General features: G+C 53.3%; 21 protein-coding genes. 15 read left to right on the forward strand and 6 right to left on the reverse strand.

All coding sequences use genetic code 11. The annotated features are described in order from the left end of the window. Positions 1 to 4 precede the first annotated feature (4 nt). Positions 5 to 1,471 carry a UdgX family uracil-DNA binding protein gene (locus PYL13_RS13445; RefSeq protein WP_275641670.1) on the reverse strand — a complete coding sequence of 489 codons (1,467 nt, stop codon included), beginning with the start codon at positions 1,469 to 1,471 and terminating at the stop codon, positions 5 to 7. After that, a complete protein-coding gene (locus tag PYL13_RS13450; protein ID WP_275641671.1) occupies positions 1,471 to 2,703 on the reverse strand; it encodes a putative DNA modification/repair radical SAM protein in 1,233 nt (410 codons plus the stop codon). The genes PYL13_RS13445 and PYL13_RS13450 overlap by 1 nt, the downstream gene beginning before the upstream one ends. A gap of 222 nt (positions 2,704 to 2,925) precedes the next feature. Between PYL13_RS13450 and greA the strand changes: the two genes are divergently transcribed. Genes greA through PYL13_RS13465 form a run of 3 tightly spaced genes read left to right on the forward strand, consistent with a single transcriptional unit; the run spans position 2,926 to position 5,707 of the window. Then, positions 2,926 to 3,402 carry a transcription elongation factor GreA gene (greA, locus tag PYL13_RS13455; protein ID WP_192488446.1) on the forward strand — a complete coding sequence of 159 codons (477 nt, stop codon included), beginning with the start codon at positions 2,926 to 2,928 and terminating at the stop codon, positions 3,400 to 3,402. Between the two features lie 30 nt (positions 3,403 to 3,432). Beyond that, positions 3,433 to 4,512, forward strand: coding sequence for a glycosyltransferase family 4 protein (locus PYL13_RS13460; RefSeq protein ID WP_275641672.1), 1,080 nt, complete (start codon positions 3,433 to 3,435; stop codon positions 4,510 to 4,512). Further along, a complete protein-coding gene (locus tag PYL13_RS13465) occupies positions 4,499 to 5,707 on the forward strand; it encodes a capsular polysaccharide export protein, LipB/KpsS family (protein ID WP_275641673.1) in 1,209 nt (402 codons plus the stop codon). The genes PYL13_RS13460 and PYL13_RS13465 overlap by 14 nt, the downstream gene beginning before the upstream one ends. Before the next feature lie 50 nt (positions 5,708 to 5,757). Here the strand turns inward: PYL13_RS13465 and PYL13_RS13470 are convergent, their stop codons facing one another. Beyond that, the gene (locus PYL13_RS13470; protein WP_275641674.1) at positions 5,758 to 6,225 is read right to left on the reverse strand and encodes an Lrp/AsnC family transcriptional regulator; all 468 of its coding nucleotides are present in this window, start codon (positions 6,223 to 6,225) and stop codon (positions 5,758 to 5,760) included. Between the two features lie 243 nt (positions 6,226 to 6,468). Between PYL13_RS13470 and trxB the strand changes: the two genes are divergently transcribed. From trxB to PYL13_RS13495, 5 genes are all read left to right on the forward strand, one after another. Beyond that, positions 6,469 to 7,443, forward strand: a complete 975-nt coding sequence (trxB, locus tag PYL13_RS13475; RefSeq protein WP_192488442.1) for a thioredoxin-disulfide reductase — start codon at positions 6,469 to 6,471, stop codon at positions 7,441 to 7,443. 29 nt (positions 7,444 to 7,472) lie between these two features. Next, a complete protein-coding gene (locus PYL13_RS13480; RefSeq protein ID WP_352230544.1) occupies positions 7,473 to 8,369 on the forward strand; it encodes a LysR family transcriptional regulator VtlR in 897 nt (298 codons plus the stop codon). A gap of 593 nt (positions 8,370 to 8,962) precedes the next feature. Beyond that, complete coding sequence (locus tag PYL13_RS13485) at positions 8,963 to 9,256, forward strand: ArsR/SmtB family transcription factor (RefSeq protein WP_192488440.1); 294 nt, start codon at positions 8,963 to 8,965, stop codon at positions 9,254 to 9,256. A 13-nt stretch (positions 9,257 to 9,269) separates the two neighbouring features. Continuing rightward, entirely contained in the window at positions 9,270 to 10,382 is a 1,113-nt protein-coding gene (locus PYL13_RS13490) for an alkene reductase (protein WP_275641675.1), read from the forward strand. A 180-nt stretch (positions 10,383 to 10,562) separates the two neighbouring features. Continuing rightward, complete coding sequence (locus PYL13_RS13495; protein WP_250981936.1) at positions 10,563 to 11,504, forward strand: LysR family transcriptional regulator; 942 nt, start codon at positions 10,563 to 10,565, stop codon at positions 11,502 to 11,504. A gap of 47 nt (positions 11,505 to 11,551) precedes the next feature. Here PYL13_RS13495 and PYL13_RS13500 read toward each other — a convergent pair whose 3' ends face one another. Both PYL13_RS13500 and PYL13_RS13505 read right to left on the reverse strand, forming a co-directional pair. After that, complete coding sequence (locus PYL13_RS13500; protein WP_192488437.1) at positions 11,552 to 11,818, reverse strand: DUF2188 domain-containing protein; 267 nt, start codon at positions 11,816 to 11,818, stop codon at positions 11,552 to 11,554. Positions 11,819 to 12,024: 206 nt separating this feature from the next. Then, positions 12,025 to 13,227 (reverse strand): pyridoxal phosphate-dependent aminotransferase, encoded by a 1,203-nt coding sequence (locus tag PYL13_RS13505; RefSeq protein ID WP_192488863.1) that lies wholly within the window; start codon positions 13,225 to 13,227, stop codon positions 12,025 to 12,027. 254 nt (positions 13,228 to 13,481) lie between these two features. On the opposite strand from PYL13_RS13505, the gene PYL13_RS13510 reads away from it, so the two are divergent. The 5 genes from PYL13_RS13510 (at position 13,482) to PYL13_RS13530 (ending at position 18,011) form a co-directional block, all read left to right on the forward strand. Continuing rightward, entirely contained in the window at positions 13,482 to 14,405 is a 924-nt protein-coding gene (locus tag PYL13_RS13510) for an EAL domain-containing protein (RefSeq protein WP_275641676.1), read from the forward strand. A gap of 130 nt (positions 14,406 to 14,535) precedes the next feature. Further along, a complete protein-coding gene (locus PYL13_RS13515; protein ID WP_275641677.1) occupies positions 14,536 to 14,856 on the forward strand; it encodes a hypothetical protein in 321 nt (106 codons plus the stop codon). Positions 14,857 to 15,061: 205 nt separating this feature from the next. After that, complete coding sequence (locus tag PYL13_RS13520) at positions 15,062 to 16,255, forward strand: PQQ-dependent sugar dehydrogenase (protein ID WP_275641678.1); 1,194 nt, start codon at positions 15,062 to 15,064, stop codon at positions 16,253 to 16,255. A 196-nt stretch (positions 16,256 to 16,451) separates the two neighbouring features. After that, positions 16,452 to 17,348: a DMT family transporter gene (locus PYL13_RS13525; protein WP_250981941.1), complete on the forward strand. Its 897-nt coding sequence runs from the start codon at positions 16,452 to 16,454 to the stop codon at positions 17,346 to 17,348. Between the two features lie 447 nt (positions 17,349 to 17,795). Continuing rightward, positions 17,796 to 18,011 carry a cold-shock protein gene (locus PYL13_RS13530; RefSeq protein ID WP_003494703.1) on the forward strand — a complete coding sequence of 72 codons (216 nt, stop codon included), beginning with the start codon at positions 17,796 to 17,798 and terminating at the stop codon, positions 18,009 to 18,011. A gap of 178 nt (positions 18,012 to 18,189) precedes the next feature. Here the strand turns inward: PYL13_RS13530 and PYL13_RS13535 are convergent, their stop codons facing one another. Next, entirely contained in the window at positions 18,190 to 18,834 is a 645-nt protein-coding gene (locus tag PYL13_RS13535) for an MBL fold metallo-hydrolase (RefSeq protein ID WP_259143924.1), read from the reverse strand. 214 nt (positions 18,835 to 19,048) lie between these two features. Between PYL13_RS13535 and PYL13_RS13540 the strand changes: the two genes are divergently transcribed. Both PYL13_RS13540 and PYL13_RS13545 read left to right on the forward strand, forming a co-directional pair. Beyond that, positions 19,049 to 19,660, forward strand: a complete 612-nt coding sequence (locus PYL13_RS13540) for a DUF1236 domain-containing protein (protein ID WP_192488862.1) — start codon at positions 19,049 to 19,051, stop codon at positions 19,658 to 19,660. 245 nt (positions 19,661 to 19,905) lie between these two features. Beyond that, positions 19,906 to 20,403, forward strand: a complete 498-nt coding sequence (locus tag PYL13_RS13545) for a MarR family winged helix-turn-helix transcriptional regulator (protein WP_192488431.1) — start codon at positions 19,906 to 19,908, stop codon at positions 20,401 to 20,403.

Genomic DNA, 20,403 nt, shown 5'->3' on the forward strand with positions numbered 1-20,403 from the left:
AACCTCAATTGACACAGATTTCCTCGGCCATTTTCCTGACCGTCGCCATATCCTCAAGAAACAGGCGCATTTCCTCGGCCTTTTTGCCTTCATCGGGAATACGCAGCAGGTAGGATGGATGCACCGTGACGAATAACAGCCTGTCGCCCTGCATTGGCATAGGTTTGCCGCGTAGCTCAGACAATTTACCTTTGATACCTGTCAGCGCAAAAACCGCTGTCGCCCCCATGGCAACGATCAGTTTCGGCTGAACCAGATCGATCTCGCGGGTCAGCCACCATCGGCAATGTTCAATCTCCATAACATCTGGCCTTTTATGAATACGGAGCTTGCCACGCGGTTCATATTTGAAATGTTTGACGGCGTTGGTGACGTAAAATTTAGAGCGATCCATTCCGCTCTGCGACACGACCTCATTAAACACCTTGCCAGCCGGACCGACAAACGGCCGACCAGCCAGATCTTCATGATCACCCGGCTGTTCACCAACGATCATCACATCCGCACGGGATGGCCCCTCACCAAACACCGTCTGCGTGGCAGTGCAGTGCAACGGACAGAGCGTGCAACTGCGCGCTTCATGTTTCAAACCCTCGAGCGTATCGGCATCAGGCAAAGCAGGTGCCGGTCGGTTTTCCGCCATGGCCTGAATGCGATGATGAAACAGCTGCGGTTCGGTTGCGGCCTTTGCCGCCATTTCCAGTACACGCGCCTCTGCACCCAAAATAAGCTCCGGAATAAGGTCGGCTTCCGGCAGGTTCTTCCAGTATTTTTTCGGCATTTCCGCCGTCATCGCCTTTATCTTCAACCGTGCCGGATTGAAAATATTGGCATAATAGGTTCGCCAAAGCTCATCGGTTTCATCGGTTAGATCCGGCTTTTCCGCTGCAATTCGCGACGTCTCGAGCTTCTCTCCATCCCAACGCGCAGAACCTTTCGGTGTAGCAATCACCCAATCCATATCTGTAAATCGCCGCTGAAAAAAATCCGCCTTGCGCTCGACAATGAAATGATCTGGCTCGAACCAGGCAATAAACCGCCGCCGTCCCGCAATGCCCTCCGGCAAAGGTACTTCCTTGAACCGAACAAAGGCCGTCATCTTGTGGCTGTCGCGGCGCACCGATTTTTCCATGTTGCGGGCGCGGGTCACATCCGGGTCGGCCTTGAGTTGCAACAATGTTCGGTCATCGGACAGCCGCCACAACAGCCGATAAAGCAACGCAAAACGAGACGGGTCACTGTGACAGATTATCGCTTGCGCCAATGGCATGAAGGCTGCGGGAACACTGACAGGGGCATCACCTTTTGCTGCTGGCAGTGCAGAGTCGTCCTCAAAACCAAACAGGCCAGCGCTCTCGTCGCGTAAGCGCCAGTCTATGTCATGCGGAGGAATTTTTGCCGCAAGGTAGGCCCGTGCCGCATCTCGCCACTCGCCAAAATCTCCCCGGCCCTCCAGCGAAATCCGGTACATTACAGCAACGTCAGCTGTTCTGGCTGCGGTGCAAACATGGCGCGTAAATCCGGCCGTTCCGTCAATTTGCCCGGCGTCCAACCCTCGGTCACTACAAAGGCTTTGACCTTTTTAATCGACACGCCAAACCGGGCAAGATCCTCCAGACGCAGCCGCCGGAAACGGCGCGATGACAGCACGGAATTGACCGTCTTGGTTCCAAAACCCGGAACACGCAGCAGCATTTCCCTGTCTGCTGTATTCACATTCACAGGAAAGCTCTGCCGGTTGGCCAGTGCCCAGGCGAGCTTCGGATCGATATCGAGATCCAGCATGCCGTCCTTTTGTGTGGAGGTTATCTCGCCGAGATCAAAACCATAAAAGCGATAAAGCCAGTCAGCCTGATAAAGCCGATGCTCCCGCATCAACGGCGGTTTGATCAACGGCAGATTTTTTGACGAATCCGGTATCGGGCTGAAGGCGGAATAATAGACACGCCTCAAACCGTAGCTGCCGTAGAGCCGTGCGCTGGTGGACAGGATCGTGCTGTCATTTGCGCCGTCTGCACCGACTATCATCTGCGTGCTTTGACCAGCGGGCGCGAATTTTTTGACGCGCTTCGTCTTCAAGGTCGGCTCGCCCGCTTCCTCGATTTTCAGTCGGATATCGGCCATCGATTTCCTGATATTGCCGGGCTGTTTTTCTGGCGCAAAACGGCCGATACCGCTGTCGGTTGGCAATTCAATATTGATCGACAGGCGATCGGCATAAAGTCCCGCCTCCTCCACCAGATGGGCTGACGCTTCGGGAATGGATTTGAGATGAATGTAACCCCGAAAACCGTGCGTTACACGCAGTTCCCGCGCGACCCGAACCAGTTCCTCCATCGTGTGATCGGAAGACCGGATAATGCCTGAGGATAGAAAAAGACCTTCTATGTAATTACGCCGGTAAAATTCCAGCGTCAGCCATACCACTTCCTCCACAGTAAAGCGGGCGCGCTCGACATTGCTCGACGAACGGTTGATGCAATAGGCGCAGTCATAGATGCAGAAATTGGTCAGCAGGATTTTTAGCAGCGATATGCAGCGACCGTCCGGCGCATAGGCATGACAAATGCCGGATCCCTCAGTCGAACCCAGCCCGCCACTCGCTGCCGAGTTTCGTTTTGTGGTTCCGCTGGAAGCACACGACGCGTCATATTTCGCAGCATCAGAGAGAACCGCGAGTCGCTCTTTAATTGACTTTCCCATACAATGTTCACTATATGTTCTTTTTGAATTTGTCAATTTCCACATCGGAAACTGCTCGAAATCCTCACAAAATATGTAAGCGTCAAATCTTCTGGCAATTTGAGGTGGTCTTCTGATATAGTGGTCGGAATTGTTGTTTTTGGGCATGGTTCCGAAGTTTTACTTCGGAACCTGTTTCTTTTTGTGTCTGCGTGAAGCAGATGGAATGCGAAGGAATAAGAAATGGTAGAGAAAGTACCGATGACTCAAGGCGGTTACACCAAGTTGCAGGAGGAGCTGCGCTGGCGTCAACAGGAAGAACGCCCACGCATCATCGAGGCTATCTCGGAAGCACGTGCCCATGGCGATTTGTCCGAAAACGCCGAGTACCATGCTGCCAAGGAAGCACAGAGCCACAATGAAGGTCGCATTTCCGAACTGGAAGACCTGACAGCTCGTGCTGAGATCATCGATCTGTCCAAAATGTCAGGTTCCAAGATCAAGTTCGGCGCGACCGTCAAGCTGATTGACGAGGACACCGACGAAGAAAGAACATACCAGATCGTTGGCGACCAGGAAGCGGACGTCAAGGCCGGCCGTATCTCCATCTCCTCCCCGATTGCGCGCGCGCTGATCGGCAAGGAAGTTGGCGACAGCATCGAAGTCAACGCACCCGGCGGCGCCAAGGGTTATGAAATCCTCTCCGTAAACTGGATGTAATAACTACATTCATTTTTTTCGGAGCAAGACGTGACACAAGTCGAATTAAAGGACATTCGGGTCATTGCCCCGAATTTCAAAAAACGTTTATCCGGCGTCACGTCGACGATCATTCAACTGGTACCGGTTCAAAACAGGCTGGGGCAAAAGGTGGCAACCTTAGGCCCCGGTCTGCCAGACAACCTGCCACATATCCGGTTTCGGGATTTGTGGCGCCTGTGGCAACAGGCTCCCGGTGGTGGCCCGCGCGTCTGGCATGCTCGGCGCAATCTGGAAATGCTGCCGGGCATTTTCATGCGTGATGTCCTGCGTATGAAGGTGAAACTGGTTTTCACCTCTGCTGCACAACGCAAGCATTCAGCCTATACTCGAAAGCTCATTGCCCAGATGGATGAGGTTGTTGCAACGAGCGCCAAGTCCGGCTCGTTCCTTGAAGTACCGCATACTGTCATCATGCATGGCGTGGATACCGAACTTTTCCATCCGCCGAAAAGCAAAGACGACACGATAGAAGCAACCGGCCTGCCTGGAAAATATCTCGTGGGCTGTTTTGGCCGCGTACGCCATCAAAAAGGCACCGATCTTTTCGTGCAGGCGATGATTGCGCTGCTTCCGTCCTATCCAGATTGGACTGCGGTCATTAGCGGCCGTGTCACCCCGGAACACAAGTCCTTTGCCGACAAGCTGAAAGCAGATATCGATGCTGCCGGACTTTCAAAACGCATCGTCTTTCTCGGCGAGGTCGATGACATCAAGCCGTGGTACCGTCGGTTGACACTGTATGTCGCCCCTTCCCGCAATGAAGGTTTTGGCCTGACGCCACTTGAAGCGATGTCATCACAAACAGCTGTGGTCACCAGCGATGCCGGTGCCTATGCTGAAATGGTGCTGGCGGGTGAAACAGGCACTGTTGTTGCCGCCGGTGATGGCGATGCCCTTCGCAACGCTATAAAAAATCGTCTTGAGAACCCTGCCGAAACCTTGGAATGGGGAGAGACAGGACGTAGCCACATGCTTAACACTTTCGAACTTCAGGGTGAGGCACGTGCGCTGCAAAAGATTTACGAGCGCGTAGCCCAACAAGGCGGACATCCCAATGACAGACGTTGAGTTCATATATTCTCAGCGAAACAATTACGAACCCCTCAAGGCCGTCCTCGGCTCGGGCATGGACTGCGCCCCCTTCAAACTGACAGACGGTTTGAAGGAGTTTATCCGCAGCCATGGCGTTGGTGAACTGGGCCGCCTGTTCAGCGACAAGGGATGTTCGATCGATATCCGCCCCAGCATCGAGCATAATCTGTTACGACGCCAAATCCGGCTGCCCTTGCTGTATTCAAACCCGCTGTCCGTTGCCTTTTACCGGGCAACCACTGCCATCAGATCACGCCTGTCGGCCATTTTGATTGAAGACCGGCTGAACGCTTACCCCGACGCAAGTGCTCTGATTTTCAACGGTTTCATGATGCCGGCGTCCCTATTGATGGAAGCAGCCATCCAGCGGTCACGTCCAATGGTGATGATGGAAAACGGCTTTTTCCCCGATACCATCCAGTGCGACACCAAAGGTATCAATTTCGGCAGCACATTGCCAAGAGATCCTGCCTTTTATTACTGGGCTGCAAGCCATAACACCGGGGATTTGCCGCAGACGCTAGTGAAACGCAGCAGCAAACAAAAGGGTGAAGAACTGACCAACCTGCCGGCTGATTATATATTCGTGCCCTTCCAAGTCCCAAGCGACATGCAGATCCTGGCTTATTCGCCGTGGATAAGGGACATGAAGCACTTCTATGAGGTGCTGTATCAACTGGCGGAAAGAATGCCCGACAGACATTTCGTCATCAAGGAACACCCAAGCTTCCCGCTTTCCATCCAGAAGCACATCGAGCCGCATCCGCGTATTATTTTTGCCAACCACAACGAAACCCGCAAGTTGATTGAGGGTTCATCAGCCGTCATCACCATCAATTCGACCGTCGGGCTTGAAGGTCTGGCTATCGGCAAAAAGGTCATCGTGCTGGGTGACGCGCCCTATGAGATGGCGGAACTGGTCATCTCGGCGCGTTCGCTTGAACGTTTGCAGCAGGCTATAACTGCGCTCAATGAATGGCAGCCCAATGAGACGCTCAGACAATTGTTCCTGCGTTATGTCTATAATATTTTCCTGCTGCCTGGCAGCTTCAAGGCTGTAGACGCTGATCTGATCGAGAGAATCAGAAAACGGGGCCGTGGCGAAGACACACATTCGCGTCTGCTGGCCGAATATAACGGCCTGCAACAATCCAGCCTTAGCACGCTCTGAAAAAACATCTCCCGACAACGACAACCGCTATCGGGAGAGTTTAACCTGTCTTAGACTTCGACCAGACCGATACGCTTGACCTGACGAATGGTCAGCATGGTTCTGACCGTGTCGACATTTTCGTCAGCCGTCAGCACTTCGATTACGAAGTCTTGAAACTGTGTCAGGTTCTCCGCCACACAGTGTAGCAAAAAATCACTTTCGCCAGAGACCATCCAGGCCTGACGTACAAGCTGCCAGCGATCTGTCGCCGCAGCAAACGCCTTGAGGTTGGCTTCCGACTGGCGCTTCAGGCCAACCATGCAGAAAGCAACAAGATCAAAGCCAAGCTTGGGGGCATTGAGCATGGCGTGATACCCTTCGATCACGCCGCACTCCTCCAGCTTTCTGACGCGACGCAGGCATGGCGGCGCGGAGATCCCGACCTTCTCGGCCAGATCGACATTGGTCATACGACCGTCTCGCTGCAACTCTCGCAGAATTTTAAGATCGATGGCATCGAGTTCTACGCGAGTCACCGGCTATCTCCCGTGGTAATGGTTTTCATTCCTTCTACTCCTGACGCCAAGATTCGCAAGAATGTGAGGCAAACAAGTCATAAAATTACATAACTGCATAACTGCCCTGTTGGTAAAGCACGGCTGCCCTTGAATATCGGTACTGTACGCCCTTAAATACGGGGCAAAACAGGCGGCGGCGTTTTAGCATTTGCGTCCATTGCACCTGCTTCATCCCGAACCGCATCGAAAGGAAGTCAAATAATGTCCGCGCGCCACAGCAAAGTTCTTATCATCGGTTCCGGCCCAGCAGGTTACACAGCTGCCATTTATGCAGCGCGTGCCATGCTCGAGCCTGTCCTTATTGCCGGTATGGAACAGGGTGGCCAGCTGATGATCACCACCGATGTGGAAAACTATCCTGGTTACGCCGATCCGATCCAGGGTCCATGGCTGATGGACCAGATGCTGAAGCAGGCAACCCATGTCGGCGCAGAAATCGTCAACGATCTGGTGACTGAAGTAGAAACCACCACCCGCCCATTTGTCGTGAAGACAGATTCCGGCACCGTGTGGACCGCTGACACGCTGATCATTGCAACCGGCGCCAAGGCAAAATGGCTTGGTTTGGAAAGCGAACAGCACTTCCAGGGCTTCGGCGTTTCTGCATGTGCGACCTGCGATGGTTTCTTCTACCGCAACAAGGACGTGATCGTGGTCGGCGGCGGCAACTCTGCCGTTGAAGAAGCGCTTTATCTGTCCAACATTGCCAAGACCGTCACGGTCGTTCACCGCCGCGATTCCTTCCGGTCTGAAAAGATTCTGCAGGAGCGCTTGTTCGCCAAGGAAAACGTCAAGGTTCTCTGGAACACTGCCGTTGAGGAAATCGTTGGCACACCAGCAAAGCCGCCAATGCCACCATCTGTGACAGGCGCAAAGCTCAAGGACACACGCACCGGCGCGATCACCGAAGTCGAAACGCACGGCGTCTTCGTGGCGATTGGCCATGCGCCAGCGGTTGAACTGTTCAAGGACAAGCTGCGTCTTAAGCCAAATGGCTACATGTGGACTGCACCGGATTCCACAGCGACCAATGTTGACGGCATTTTTGCTGCAGGCGACGTCACCGACGATACCTACAGACAGGCAATCACCGCAGCTGGCATGGGATGCATGGCAGCACTGGAGGCCGAACGTTTCCTGGCAGGACACCAACCCGCAGCAATAGCGGCCGAATAAGATAACAACGATAAGGGAACAGCATGGGCATGCCATTAGACTGGGATAAACTGCGCATTTTCCATGCGGCAGCGGAAGCTGGCTCGTTCACACACGCGGCCGATAAACTTCACCTGTCCCAGTCGGCCATTAGCCGGCAAGTCAGCGCGCTGGAGCAGGATGTCGGCGTCAAGCTGTTCCACCGCCATGCGCGCGGTCTCATCCTGACAGAGCAAGGCGAATTGCTCTACCGCACCGCCCATGATGTTCTGCTGAAGCTTGAAACCGTCAAGATGCAGCTGACGGAGACAACCGAGAAGCCAAGCGGCAAACTGCGTGTCACAACGACAGTGGGCCTTGGCCAGGGTTGGTTGACCGACAAAATTCAGGAATTTCTGCAACTCTACCCTGAAATGTCCATCCAGCTTATCCTCGACAACGAGGAGCTGGACGTGAACATGCGCCATGCTGACTGCGCAATTCGCCTTCGCCAACCACAGCAGTCTGACCTTATCCAACGCAAGCTGTTCACCGTGCACATGCATGTGTACGCAGCCCCGTCCTATATCAACCGCTATGGCGAGCCACAGTCGATCGAGGATCTGGACAACCACCACATCATTTCGTTCGGTGAACCGGCGCCAAACTACCTGCTGGACGTCAACTGGCTGGAATATGCCGGACGCTCGTCGGACAATGCCCGCACACCGCACCTGCAGATCAACAGCCAGACGTCGATCAAACGTGCATGCCTACTCGGCATCGGCATTGCCTGCTTGCCCGACTACATTGTTGGCCGTGACCCCGGTCTGATCCAGCTACCGATCAGCGCAGATATTCCATCTTTCGATACCTACTTCTGCTATCCGGACGAAATGAAGAATGCCGCAAAGCTTAAGGCTTTCCGTGATTTCATTGTCGCCAAGGCGCGCAACTGGAATTTCTGATTCTGCCCAAAATCCGCACCGCCTAACCTAAACTCAACAAAAACAACTAGTTATATCGCAAATCAAGAGAATCGCCTGTCGTTTGACAGGCGAGATTTGCACAGAAATAAGACAAAGTTCTTGAGCGATGCGCTAGACGCATGCCTGACCTGCACAAAAAAGAGTTGCTGTATGCACAAAAAAGCACCATATCGCTCACAGCTAGTGCACACGGTGGCTTTCCTCCCAGTTCCACCGCATTAGCTGTTCCCCTCTGGAGGTTTTTTAACCTTCACACTTATAAGGGCCCTGGAGCAATCCGGCGGCCCTCTTTTTTTACCCATTTTCGAAAAAATCGCGTTTTATTAGAAAATCATCCCTTGTGATTGAGCAACACAACTCCCATATGTGGATTAGCTGATGCGCTGATGAATTTTCCAGTGCACTAGCTGTTCCCCTCTGGAGGTTTTTAACCTTCAAACTTACGGCCGCGGAGAAATCTGGCGGCCTATTTTTTTGCGCGTTTTTCCGCGTGAATTTTTTTACGGCGTCGATCTTGAATATCGATAAACGTCGATACACATATCGATCAACGCAAATATGAGGATAGACCCATGAACCATGAGGATGTGCTGAAAGCTCTATCGCATCCTGTGCGGTTGAAGTTTCTGATCTGGCTTAAAGACCCGGAAAACCATTTTTGTGGCCAGGAGCATCCCTTTAGCATGGGCGTTTGCGCCAGACAGTTCGAAGTCAGCGGCCTGTCGCAATCAACTGTATCAACCCACCTTGCCACCCTGCAGGCGGCAGAACTCATCAAATCCCGCAAGGTTGGGCAGTGGATTTTTTACGAGCGCAATGAAGAGACCATTGCGGCATTTCAACAATATCTGAATGAAAATTTGTAGAAAGTTGAGCAACATGAGCAATCTGTTTGATCCAGCACAGGCCGGAGATATTACCCTCGCAAACCGTGTCGTGATGGCACCACTGACACGCAACCGTTCGCCGGGTGAATTCCCGAATGATCTCAATGTCACCTATTATCGCCAGCGCGCTACAGCCGGCCTGATTGTCAGCGAAGGTACCGCAATTACCCAGCAGGGTCAGGGTTATGCCCACGTTCCAGGCCTCTACAAGCCGGAAGCCTTGGCAGGCTGGAAAAAGGTAACGGATGCCGTGCATGAAGAAGGCGGCAAGATTGTTGCCCAGATCTGGCATGTCGGCCGCATCTCGCACACCTCGCTGCAGCCGCAGGAAGGCCAGCCGGTCGCCCCTTCCGCCATTATCGCCAAGTCCAAAACTTACATCATCAATGAAGATGGCACCGGCGCCTTTGCCGAGACGTCCGCCCCCCGGGAGTTGGACAAATCCGACATAACAGCCATCCTCGAGGATTACCGCAAGGCTGCCCGCTTTGCTATTGACGCAGGTTTTGACGGCGTCGAAATCCATGCAGCCAACGGCTACCTCATCGAACAGTTCCTGAAATCCAGTACCAATCAGCGCACCGACGAGTACGGCGGATCGATTGAGAACCGCAGCCGCTTCCTCCTCGAGGTAGTTGATACGGCTGCCAGGGAAATCGGTGCTGGACGCACTGGCATTCGCCTGTCACCAGTCACCCCGGCAAACGACATCGCCGAACCTGCCCCACAACCGCTCTATGAATATGTCGTAAAGCAGCTTGGCGGCCGCGGCCTGTCCTTTATTCACGTCGTGGAAGGCGCTACAGGCGGTCCACGCGATCTGTCCGATAGCGGCAACCCATTTGACTATGACGCGCTGAGAGCCGCCTACGTCAACGCTGGTGGCAAGGGTCTTTGGATAGCCAACAACGGTTACACCCGCGAAACCGCAATTGACGCGGTTGCCAACGGCAAGGCAGATGCCATCGCCTTTGGCCGTCCGTTCATCGCCAACCCGGACCTGGTGCGTCGCCTCAAGGAGAATGCTGAGCTCAACGCCTTGCAGCCAGAAAAACTTTACGGCGGTGGCGCTGAAGGTTACACCGACTACCCTGCCCTCGCCTGAGCGGTACATAAATGCCACTGCGCAATCAACCGATTGCGCAGTGTCTTTGAATCAATCTCCGAATTACGCCGTCCCAGCCAAAGCACCAAGTGATCACAATTCCGTTTCGAAACTGGAATGATTGTAGAAATCCAGCTATACGAAATTGACTAATTTCCTTGCATCTCCATACGGATTTTTATGAACAGCATCGAGCCAAGTTGGGATTTTTACCGCACATTCCTGAGTGTCTTGCGTGACGGTTCTTTGTCCGCTGCCGCCCGTGAACTGGGCATCACCCAACCAACCGCCGGTCGCCATATTGGCGCGCTCGAAGAAACGCTCGGCTACCAGCTTTTTATCCGCTCTCCCCACGGCCTGATGCCGACGGAAGCAGCGCTGGCCCTTCGACCTTACGCCGAAAACCTTGCGGCGACCGCATCGGCACTGTTGCGCGCAGCATCAGGTGAGGTCGGCAAGGTTGAGGGTTCAGTCCGTATCAGCGCCGCCGATATTATCGGCGTTGAAATTTTGCCCGATATCATCGCGGGCCTTCAGGAAAAATATCCGAAGCTGGAAATCGAACTATCGCTTTCCGACACAATAGAAGACCTGCTGCGTCGCGAGGCGGATATTGCCGTTCGCATGACTGAACCGCTGCAGGAAGCACTTGTCATCCGTTATGTCGGCAATATGCGGCTGGGTTTTCACGCCCACAAATCCTATCTTGCCAAGGCGGGTACACCGCAGGAAAAACAGGATCTCAACAGTCATCATCTGATTGGTTTTGACCGGAAAACGCCTTTCATCCGCGGCTTGCTGCAAAAGATGCGCAAGGACAATCCCAGTATTCCCGATGCGGAGGCAATCGGCTTTTCAATAAGGGCGGACAGCAATCTGGCGCAGCTGTCGATGATCCGTGCAGGTGCAGGCATTGGCGTCTGTCAGATCGGCATTGCCAACAGGGAGGACAATCTGGTGCGCATTTTGCCTGCCATCGAAATTCCGCTGTACACCTGGGTTGCGATGCACGAGAACCTAAGAACATCACCCAAGTGTCGCGCCGTTTTCAGCGCTCTTGTCGACGGGTTGAAGGGCCATCTGAAACAAATGGACCCAGAGGCACTGACACATAAGCCCTGAACAATACCGCAAACCAACACCACCCTGCTCATTACAGGCAGGCAGCATCACGAATTGGGCATAGTGGGTACGGTTTCGTCCACAATGACAGCCTCTGGCCGGTCGCCGCCATTGCTGTATTCCTCATGCCAGCGTCCGCGCTCATCCTGGTAGCTGATTTCTTCATCTTCGCCACCAACCTGCTGCTCCTGCACCACGATGTTGACGGCAGCCAACGCATCGGCATGGCTTGGAAAGGCTTCAGACCAGGCACCATTCATCCTGTAAGCCCAACCGCCATCATGCGGCACAATCTCGTACACCACTTTTGTCATGCGCATTTCCTCCTGTTTTTTGAAGGACATGTCGCTGGCCGCGAGGATGATACAAAGGACATGGCGTCGCGGCATGGCGGCATGTGTCCTTGGGACGATACTATCCTATTAAAAAGCAAAAAGTGCAAACATCGCTTGATGTACATCACATAACAAACGAAAAAGCCCGGCACGAAGGCCGGGCTTTTCCTTGATATCAGACAGAATTACTTGCAGGCTGCGCAGAAACGTTGAATGCGCTTGCACGCTTCTTCGAGAAGCGCTTCCGACGTTGCGTAGGAAATGCGAAAGTTCGGGCCAAGACCAAAGGCCGAACCGTGAACCACGGCAACGCCTTCCGTTTCCAGAAGTTCGGACACGAAATCCTCATCGGTCTCGAGAACCTTGCCCGACGGTGCGGTCTTGCCAATCAGGCCAGCACAGGACGGGTAAACGTAGAATGCACCCTCAGGCGACGGGCAATTGATGCCCTTGGCTTGGTTGAGCATCGAAACCACGAGATCACGACGGCCTTCGAAGATCTTCTTGTTGGCCGGAATGAAATCCTGCGTACCGTTGAGCGCCTCAACAGCCGCCCACTGTGCAATGGATGTCGCACCGGAGGTCTGCTGGCCCTGGATCATGTCCATGGCCTTGATCAGCTGCAGTGGACCTGCAGCGTAACCAATGCGCCAGCCGGTCATGGCATAGGCCTTGGAAACGCCGTTCATGGTCAGAGTGCGGTCGTAGAGCGAAGGCTCAACTTCAACCGGTGTGACGAACTTGAAGTCACCATAGGTCAAGTGCTCATACATGTCGTCGGTCAGAACCCAGACATGCGGATGCTTGACCAGCACGTCGGTCAGAGCCTTCAGCTCAGCCTGGCTGTAAGCAGCGCCCGAAGGGTTGGATGGTGAGTTGAAAATGAACCACTTGGTCTTTGGCGTGATCGCCTTTTCCAGTGCTTCAGGCTTCAGCTTGAAATTGTCTTCCAGCGTGGTGCTGACGAAAACCGGTGTACCGCCGCAAATGGAAACCATTTCCGGGTAGCTGACCCAGTAAGGTGCAGGGATAACAACTTCATCACCAGCGTTAAGCGTCGCCATGAATGCGTTGAAAAGAATCTGCTTTCCACCGGTACCAACGATTGTCTGCTCTGGCTTGTAGTCAAGACCGTTTTCGCGCTTGAACTTTTCGGCAATTGCCTTGCGCAGTTCAGGAATACCCGAAACTGGCGTGTATTTGGTTTCGCCGCGTTTAATCGCGTCGATGGCAGCTTCCTTGATATTGTCGGGCGTATCGAAATCCGGCTCGCCTGCGCCAAGACCAATAACGTCGCGACCCTGAGCTTTAAGCTCACGAGCTTTCTGAGAAACTGCGATGGTTGCGGATGGCTTTACACGGGAGAGAATGTCGGCAAGGAAGGCCATTTTTATCGGTCCTATTGAAGTTGACATCGGCAGAGGCTCTTCAAGTCACCGTCTGCGGCATGTTCTATGTCGAAAGACTGCCCTGCTTTCAAGCGCAAAAGCACCGCAATATGACAGGTTGACGTCATTTTTCGGTCCCTTGGCCCATAATGGCATCGCTGTTTTTTGGATGCTTAACGGCAAGGTAACGCTTTAGCGATATCGTATATACGATCCAGCGCGGAAGCGAATATTAACTGATATTGTAGCGGCCGATGACCCCAAAGAGCATTTTCTCGAATCTTGCCAAAGAACCGGATGGCACCTGGACAACAGTCTACGGTCCCTTCGTGCTGAAATCCGCGCTCCAGCCAATTTTCCGGCGGTTGGGGAACGGGCGATTGAACATCGATTCCTTTGAGGGTCTTGTGCGTCCCTACAAGGCTGACGAAGCGGTATCGCCTGCCGAGTTTTTCCCCTCGGTGAACCCGGTTGATATCGAAGCGATCGACAGTCTGCTGCGGACCCTGCACATCCTCAACACAGGATATCTTGATCGCAGCAAGGCGCGTATCTTCGTCAACTTTCATCCCGGCCTTTTCCGCACACCGGGAAAGATGCGTCAGGAAGTAGAACGCATGCGCCTTGCCGCCCATGAGGCTGGCATGACGCCTGATCGCATCGTGTGCGAGTTCTCCGACAAGAAGGCTGAGGACACCCAGCTGATCGCCGATTTCGCCAGTCATATGCATGCTATTGGTTTTCGCGTTGCCATTGATGATTATGGCGCTGGCGATTCCGATATTGAGCGCGTGAAACTGGTCAAGCCGGACTATGTGAAGTTTGAAGCCAGTTGGGTGCGCGACTTCATGAGCAACTCGGCGGGTGCCGCACTGCTGCGGGTCATCGTCAGACAGTTCATGGACGACGGCATAGAGCCGGTTTTCGAAGCATTGGAAGAAAACTGGCAAGTCGAACTCTGTGGTGATCTCGGCGTAAACTTAATGCAGGGATATGCACTGGCCCGCCCCGAGCTTGCACCAACCACCTTTGACGAGCGTTTCCCCGAACTCGATGAACACGGCCGGATCATCTACTCCGGTGTCGACCAGGTTCAGCAGCACCTCTACCGGGACGTTACACCTGTGGAAAGTCGCATTCTGCGACCTACCAGGGCCTTTGGAAAACGCAAGAATTGACCGCATTTTGCGGGCAAAATCCGCTTGCCACAATATGACCATGATAATTGCGGGTTAAAGTCCAAATTCGGTCGCCAAGCAGTCCACATCACAGCCTTTATTCCCTTCATAAGACAGAGGGAATCGAAACATGTTCATTGAAGATCAAGAGACAGCACAGCGCGTAAGAACACGCAGAACATTGTTTTCGTTGTGGATGGCAATTGCAGCCCTGACGGTTATCGTCACCATGGCAGCTGGCCTTGCCACCTCTGCCTACGCCTCCGAAATATCGATGGTCATAAAGTCCGTTCCATCAAGCGCAGTGGCGCTGTCTGAGGGCCTCAATGACCGTGTTGTGCTGATGGCATGTCTTGTTGCTTCTTTCCTGCTGATGATGAGCGGAACGGCAGCCTTGGCACGCAGAAGCCTGAAGGACGTTGCCAAAGACCATGTCAATGGCCGCACCTGATCTAAAAACTCTGTCGATCAGCAAGTCGTGAACACCAAAAGGTTGAAACCTTTAACAAGCAATGCACATTTAGCCCGGCACCACACCACAGGGCGCAATTCGAATTATCGAACGAAAGACCGGCGCTCCAGATTTTACTTTGATGCATAATCTTGGCCGGTCCTTATATTCCTGCCACGGGTTACGCTCTGAACGGAGATAATCCATGACGGAAAGCCGCCATCGCCCCTCCGCGACACTGGGTAAATTCACAGCGCACCACCTCCCTCTGGCTGCTCTGATTGCGAGCGCCTCCCTGCTGCTGCCCAACTTTTCTTATGCGGCTGACGATGTAAGACAGGAAAAAACCGAAAAAGCCGACATTGCGGTACAGATTGTGGCATCCGGTCTGGAAAATCCCTGGTCGGTCGAAGTGTTGCCGGATGGCTCTTATATCGTCACTGAACGTGCCGGTCGCATGAGGATCATCAAGGACGGCAAACCGTCTGCACCACTTGCTGGCCTGCCGGCGATATCGGCTGGCGGCCAAGGTGGATTGCTCGACATCGCGCTTGATCCGAAATTTGCTGAAAACAGAACGCTTTATTTCACAGCCTCCATCAATGGTGATGGCGGACGCGGCACGGCTGTGTTTCGTGCAAAACTGGCGCCAGACAATTCACGCCTTGAGGGCGCTGAACGTCTATTTGCAATGAACCGCTTTACCGGCACCGGCCAGCATTTTGGTTCACGGATCGCAATCTCCAGCGATGGCAAATTGTTCTTCGGCATTGGCGACCGGGGTGATGGTGATCGCGCTCAGGATCCCAAGGACCATGCTGGCAAGATCTTGCGTATCGAGAAAGATGGTAAGATCCCCGCAGACAACCCTTACGCTGTAAATGGTGAAGGTGCGCCAGAAGTCTGGTCCATTGGCCATCGTAACCCGCAAGGATTGGCTTTCGACACCAAAGACGGCACCCTGTTCACGGTAGAACATGGTGCCCGCGGCGGCGATGAAATCAACATCCCGCAACCCGGTGGCAATTTCGGTTGGCCTGTCATTTCCTATGGCAAACATTATTCCGGTCAGGACTTCCCTGGAGGGACCGCACAGGAAGGTATGATACAGCCTGACTATTATTGGGATCCCTCGATCGCACCCGGCGCCATTGCCGTTTATCACGGCGCCATGTTCCCGGAATGGGATGGCAGCCTGTTTGTCACCGCATTGAAATATCAGTTGCTTGTGCGGCTGGAGCGAGATGAAAGCGGCAAGATAGCCTCGGAAGAACGTATGCTGAAAGGCGATTACGGCCGTATGCGTGACGTTGTCGTTGCCCCCGATGGCGCGCTTCTCATCTTAACCGATGACAGCAACGGTTCTCTTTTAAGAGTATCACGCGCCAACGCCTCCTGAGCTTTGAGACAATCAGCACGTTGCGTGTCACAATTAAACGCAACGTGTTGAAAGCCCCCACATCAAAGCGATCAGGGCAGCTTGCCGGACGTTCTGTGACCTGATAGAGCCAAGCCATCACAATCACAGATCTGCAATATATATGTGCTGAATACCGTTATCAGGTTCCCCGCACTTATGGATCGTTTGGGCAATCATGACGCGCGTTCAGGCCAATCTTATTCTGCTTCTTGCGGCTGCCATTTGGGGTGGCGGTTTTGTTGCACAATCAACTGCCATGCAGAATATCGGACCTTTCTGGTTCGTCGGCCTGCGGTTTGGCATTGCGGCGCTGGCTGTGCTGCCGTTTGCGTTGATGGAAGCTCGCAAGATGAAAAGCCTGCCAACCGGCAAGGAGCTTTCCGGCTTCGGCCTGGTCGGTCTCGCATTGCTCGGTGGCGCCATTACACAGCAGATTGGCCTTGTGACAACAACGGTTACCAATAGTGGCTTTCTGACCGGCCTTTACGTGATCTTCGTTCCGGTGATCGCTGTTGTTGTCTATCGCCGTTTTCCGCACTGGATTGTCTGGCCCGGCGCGCTGATGATGTTGGGCGGGATTTTCCTGTTATCCGGCGGCACCTTCAGCAAGTTGAATGGCGGCGATATCTTCTCGATTATCTGCGCCTTCTTCTGGGCAATCCAGATCACGCTGGCAGGACGGTTCGTCACTACGAGCAATCGACCGCTTGCCCTCTCCTGCGTCCAGTTTGCCGTGTGCTCCATATTATGCTGCTTGATGGCAACCGTTATGGAGCCCTTCTCGCTCAACGCCATTTCCAACGCATGGCGTGAAATCCTCTATGTCGGCCTGGTATCGTCAGGCCTTGCCTTTGTGCTGCAGGTTATCGGACAGCGTTATACGACGGCTCCGCAGGCCGCGATCTTCCTGTCATCAGAAGCACTGTTTGCCGCCATGTTTGCAGCAGCGTTTTTGGGTGAAACCTTGAGCGGCATTGGTTACATTGGATGCGCGCTGATCTTCGTAACCATACTGCTTGTGGAGCTTGTACCGGAGTTCACCCGACAAAGGTCGGCGGTATACACGCAATAAAAGTGTATTTTTAATTTTTTTCGATTTTTCGCCAAAAACTACGCTTTTTGCGCGTAAAATAATAAAAAATCCCGAACGGCGCGATGCTTTTTCCGATGTTAGCGTAAACATAGAAAAAAAGCCTCACACGGTGATTCATAGCCATAAGATGACAGCTATCCGAATAAACAACGGATAAAAACTTTTGCTTGCCAATTTTCTATAAACACAGCACTCTGTTGCGGTTCGGGCAATTTGCGAGCATGGGAAGACCTAAATAATATGCGAACCGGAGGCGTCAAAACTCCGGACGGGGAATAATTAAAGGACGAAAACCTTCAAATATATTTCTCGTGAGTAAGGAGGTCCCTTTTCTCACCATTCAAGAACTGCCTGCCGTACGCCCTTTGGGCAAAACTGAAATGCTGCCTGACGCTGAACACAGGCAGAGCGAAAAGGACCTGATGCATGGCCGAGACTGGCACCGTAAAATTCTTCAACACAGACAAAGGCTTCGGCTTCATCAAGCCAGACAATGGTGGCGCTGATATCTTTGTACACATCTCTGCTGTACAGGCTTCCGGCCTGTCCGGTCTTTCAGAAAACCAGAAAGTGAGCTTCGACACGGAACCTGATCGTCGCGGCAAAGGCCCAAAAGCAGTCAATCTTCAGATTGCTGGCTGAGCCAAAGGACGACTTTCCCGTCCAGTTGAAGCCCGGCAGGAATGCCGGGTTTTTTTATGCGAGCATTTGGCGACCTGCGCTTTAACATCTACGCAGACATCAGTGTCCTATAACGCCCCTGTTCAGCAGCCGCTTTCCGAAAACCGCAACCGGTTTTCGGAAAGCGTGATGGGGTGTTTCAAAGACCGCGCAGGTAAGGGTTTGTACGGCGCTCTTCACCGATACGGCCACCTGGTCCGTGGCCACAGATAAAGCCGACCTCATCGCCCAGCGGAAACAGCTTGTCACGAATGGATGCCATCAACTGATCATGGTTGCCACCGGGCAAATCGGTGCGTCCGACAGAACCGGCAAACAGCACATCACCCACATGGGCAAAGCCCTGCGCACGGTTGTAATAAATCACATGCCCCGGCGCGTGGCCCGGCGTGTGGTAGACCTCAAATACATGCTCGCCGAACGAAACAGTCTGCCCCTCTTCCAGCCAGCGATCAGGGATGACATTCTGCAGGCCTTCAATGCCGTATTTCTCGGCCTGCGTTTCAATGCGCTCGAGCAGCGGAAGATCGTCCTTGTGGGGACCGACAATATCGAGCGACAGTTTTTCTTTCAGCTCCTTGGCACCACCAGCATGATCGAGATGACCATGTGTCAGCCAGATTTCCTTGAGCTTGATGCCGTTTTCTTCGATGGTCTGAACAATAACGTCAACATCACCACCCGGATCGACAATCACGCCCTCTTTGGTGTCCGCATCAAACAGAATGGTGCAGTTTTGCTGAAACGGCGTCACCGGAATAATCCCGGCCTGAAGTTTTCCCATGATCATCTCCAAAGGTTCTGGGTCAGGTGGTGCCTTTGTATACGGAGGGTCGCTCCAGCACACAATCCAGTAGCTGCAACAACCACCATCAAGCTCTTTTGAGTAGACAAAAAGAATGCCGCTAAAACAGAAACTTACTGAAAAAATGCGCGAGTTTCAGGAACAGGCCCAGCGGAAAGGCGTTCTATTCCCAGTCATAAACGGAGTGATAATGATGACGCATAAGCTCAAACTACTCATCGCCGGCAGCTTTTTGGCGCTGATGGCAGGTGGAGCCAGTGCCGCAATGGTTGCCACCACCGCCGATGATATTTCGGTGCGTTCCGGCCCCGGCGAAGAATATGAAGAAGTTGGCCTTGCCACCCGTGGCAGCAGCGGCGTTCTCGACGGATGCCTCGAAGGCAGTAGCTGGTGCCGCATGGACATTAACGGCATGCGCGGCTGGGTATACGCTGAACAGCTCAACGTAATGTACGAAGGTTCACCAGTCGTGCTGGAGCAGCATATGTCCGAACTAGATGTTCCAGTTGTCGCTTTTGAGAAAACTGGCAGCATTAACGTGCCACAGCCAGGTCCAGGTGACGAGAAGCTGGGTCGCGTCGAGGATATCGATGCGATAACACCACCAGAAAACATCATCACCTACATCGACCAGAACCCTGCGCAGGAAGTTGAGGTCCAAGGTGACGTTGTCATCGGCAGCGCGGTTCCGGCCGAAGCACCGCTGATCGCCATCCCGGATTACCAGTACCGTTATGTGCGCGTAAACAATGTACCCGTACTGGTAGAGCCTGAAAGCCGCCGCATCGTGTATATTTATCAATAAACGCCACGGCATTTCTGGCTGGAAATGGAGCGCGAGAGATCGCGCTCTTTTTTCATTTAACCATAGGACCTAGAAGGCTGGCATCTCACAGAAACCGTCACTGAAAGTTGTCTTTACAGATTGATGTGGTTGCAACCGCATATTATGCACGGCAACACAAAATGATTGATTGCATCCTCCCGCAAACATCGAATTTCAGTTAGTATCTGCCGGGATTCGAAAGACCGGACATGTAAGGAAATACGGTGCCACCGCAGTCGCTGAAAAAAGCCGCCAAGGAACTTCATAAACTTCCAAGTGTGGATGAAGGCAAAATCGATTTTGAAACAATCGAGGCTTTGTTTTTTGCCTACAGGGACTTCGTGTCTGACCCTGACGCTATTCTGGAAAAGCTGGATTACGGACGCGCCCATCACCGTGTCGTATATTTCGTCAGCCGCCATCCGGGAATGACCGTGGCAGATCTTCTCGACACGTTGCAGATCACCAAACAGAGCCTGGCGCGCGTTCTCAAGCAATTGATCGACGACGGTTATATTCGTCAGATGACGGGCCCGGAAGATCGTCGCCAGCGCAGGCTTTATCCGACACTGACCGGGCGCGAACTAGCCCTGGCACTCAGCGAACCACAATCCCGTCGCATTGACCATGCGCTTGATGGTATGAAACCGGAAGCACGCACCTTCATACGTGAGTTTCTGAAACGCATGCGGACACCAGCGCCGACAGCAGCGGAGGAATGA

It is taken from the genome of Agrobacterium sp. Azo12 (assembly GCF_029193765.2).
Taxonomy (GTDB): Bacteria; Pseudomonadota; Alphaproteobacteria; order Rhizobiales; family Rhizobiaceae; genus Agrobacterium.

Bases quoted from the DNA above. Each gene is read 5' to 3' on its own strand.
- PYL13_RS13530 (WP_003494703.1), top strand. From the start codon at position 17,796: ATGGCCGAGACTGGCACCGTAAAATTCTTCAACACAGACAAAGGCTTC.
- PYL13_RS13465 (WP_275641673.1), top strand. From the start codon at position 4,499: ATGACAGACGTTGAGTTCATATATTCTCAGCGAAACAATTACGAACCC.
- PYL13_RS13480 (WP_352230544.1), top strand. From the start codon at position 7,473: ATGCCATTAGACTGGGATAAACTGCGCATTTTCCATGCGGCAGCGGAA.
- greA (WP_192488446.1), top strand. From the start codon at position 2,926: ATGGTAGAGAAAGTACCGATGACTCAAGGCGGTTACACCAAGTTGCAG.
- trxB (WP_192488442.1), top strand. From the start codon at position 6,469: ATGTCCGCGCGCCACAGCAAAGTTCTTATCATCGGTTCCGGCCCAGCA.
- PYL13_RS13490 (WP_275641675.1), top strand. From the start codon at position 9,270: ATGAGCAATCTGTTTGATCCAGCACAGGCCGGAGATATTACCCTCGCA.
- PYL13_RS13515 (WP_275641677.1), top strand. From the start codon at position 14,536: ATGTTCATTGAAGATCAAGAGACAGCACAGCGCGTAAGAACACGCAGA.
- PYL13_RS13485 (WP_192488440.1), top strand. From the start codon at position 8,963: ATGAACCATGAGGATGTGCTGAAAGCTCTATCGCATCCTGTGCGGTTG.
- PYL13_RS13495 (WP_250981936.1), top strand. From the start codon at position 10,563: ATGAACAGCATCGAGCCAAGTTGGGATTTTTACCGCACATTCCTGAGT.
- PYL13_RS13505 (WP_192488863.1), bottom strand. From the start codon at position 13,227: ATGGCCTTCCTTGCCGACATTCTCTCCCGTGTAAAGCCATCCGCAACC.
- PYL13_RS13445 (WP_275641670.1), bottom strand. From the start codon at position 1,471: ATGTACCGGATTTCGCTGGAGGGCCGGGGAGATTTTGGCGAGTGGCGA.
- PYL13_RS13540 (WP_192488862.1), top strand. From the start codon at position 19,049: ATGACGCATAAGCTCAAACTACTCATCGCCGGCAGCTTTTTGGCGCTG.
- PYL13_RS13525 (WP_250981941.1), top strand. From the start codon at position 16,452: ATGACGCGCGTTCAGGCCAATCTTATTCTGCTTCTTGCGGCTGCCATT.
- PYL13_RS13510 (WP_275641676.1), top strand. From the start codon at position 13,482: ATGACCCCAAAGAGCATTTTCTCGAATCTTGCCAAAGAACCGGATGGC.
- PYL13_RS13520 (WP_275641678.1), top strand. From the start codon at position 15,062: ATGACGGAAAGCCGCCATCGCCCCTCCGCGACACTGGGTAAATTCACA.
- PYL13_RS13535 (WP_259143924.1), bottom strand. From the start codon at position 18,834: ATGGGAAAACTTCAGGCCGGGATTATTCCGGTGACGCCGTTTCAGCAA.
- PYL13_RS13450 (WP_275641671.1), bottom strand. From the start codon at position 2,703: ATGGGAAAGTCAATTAAAGAGCGACTCGCGGTTCTCTCTGATGCTGCG.
- PYL13_RS13500 (WP_192488437.1), bottom strand. From the start codon at position 11,818: ATGACAAAAGTGGTGTACGAGATTGTGCCGCATGATGGCGGTTGGGCT.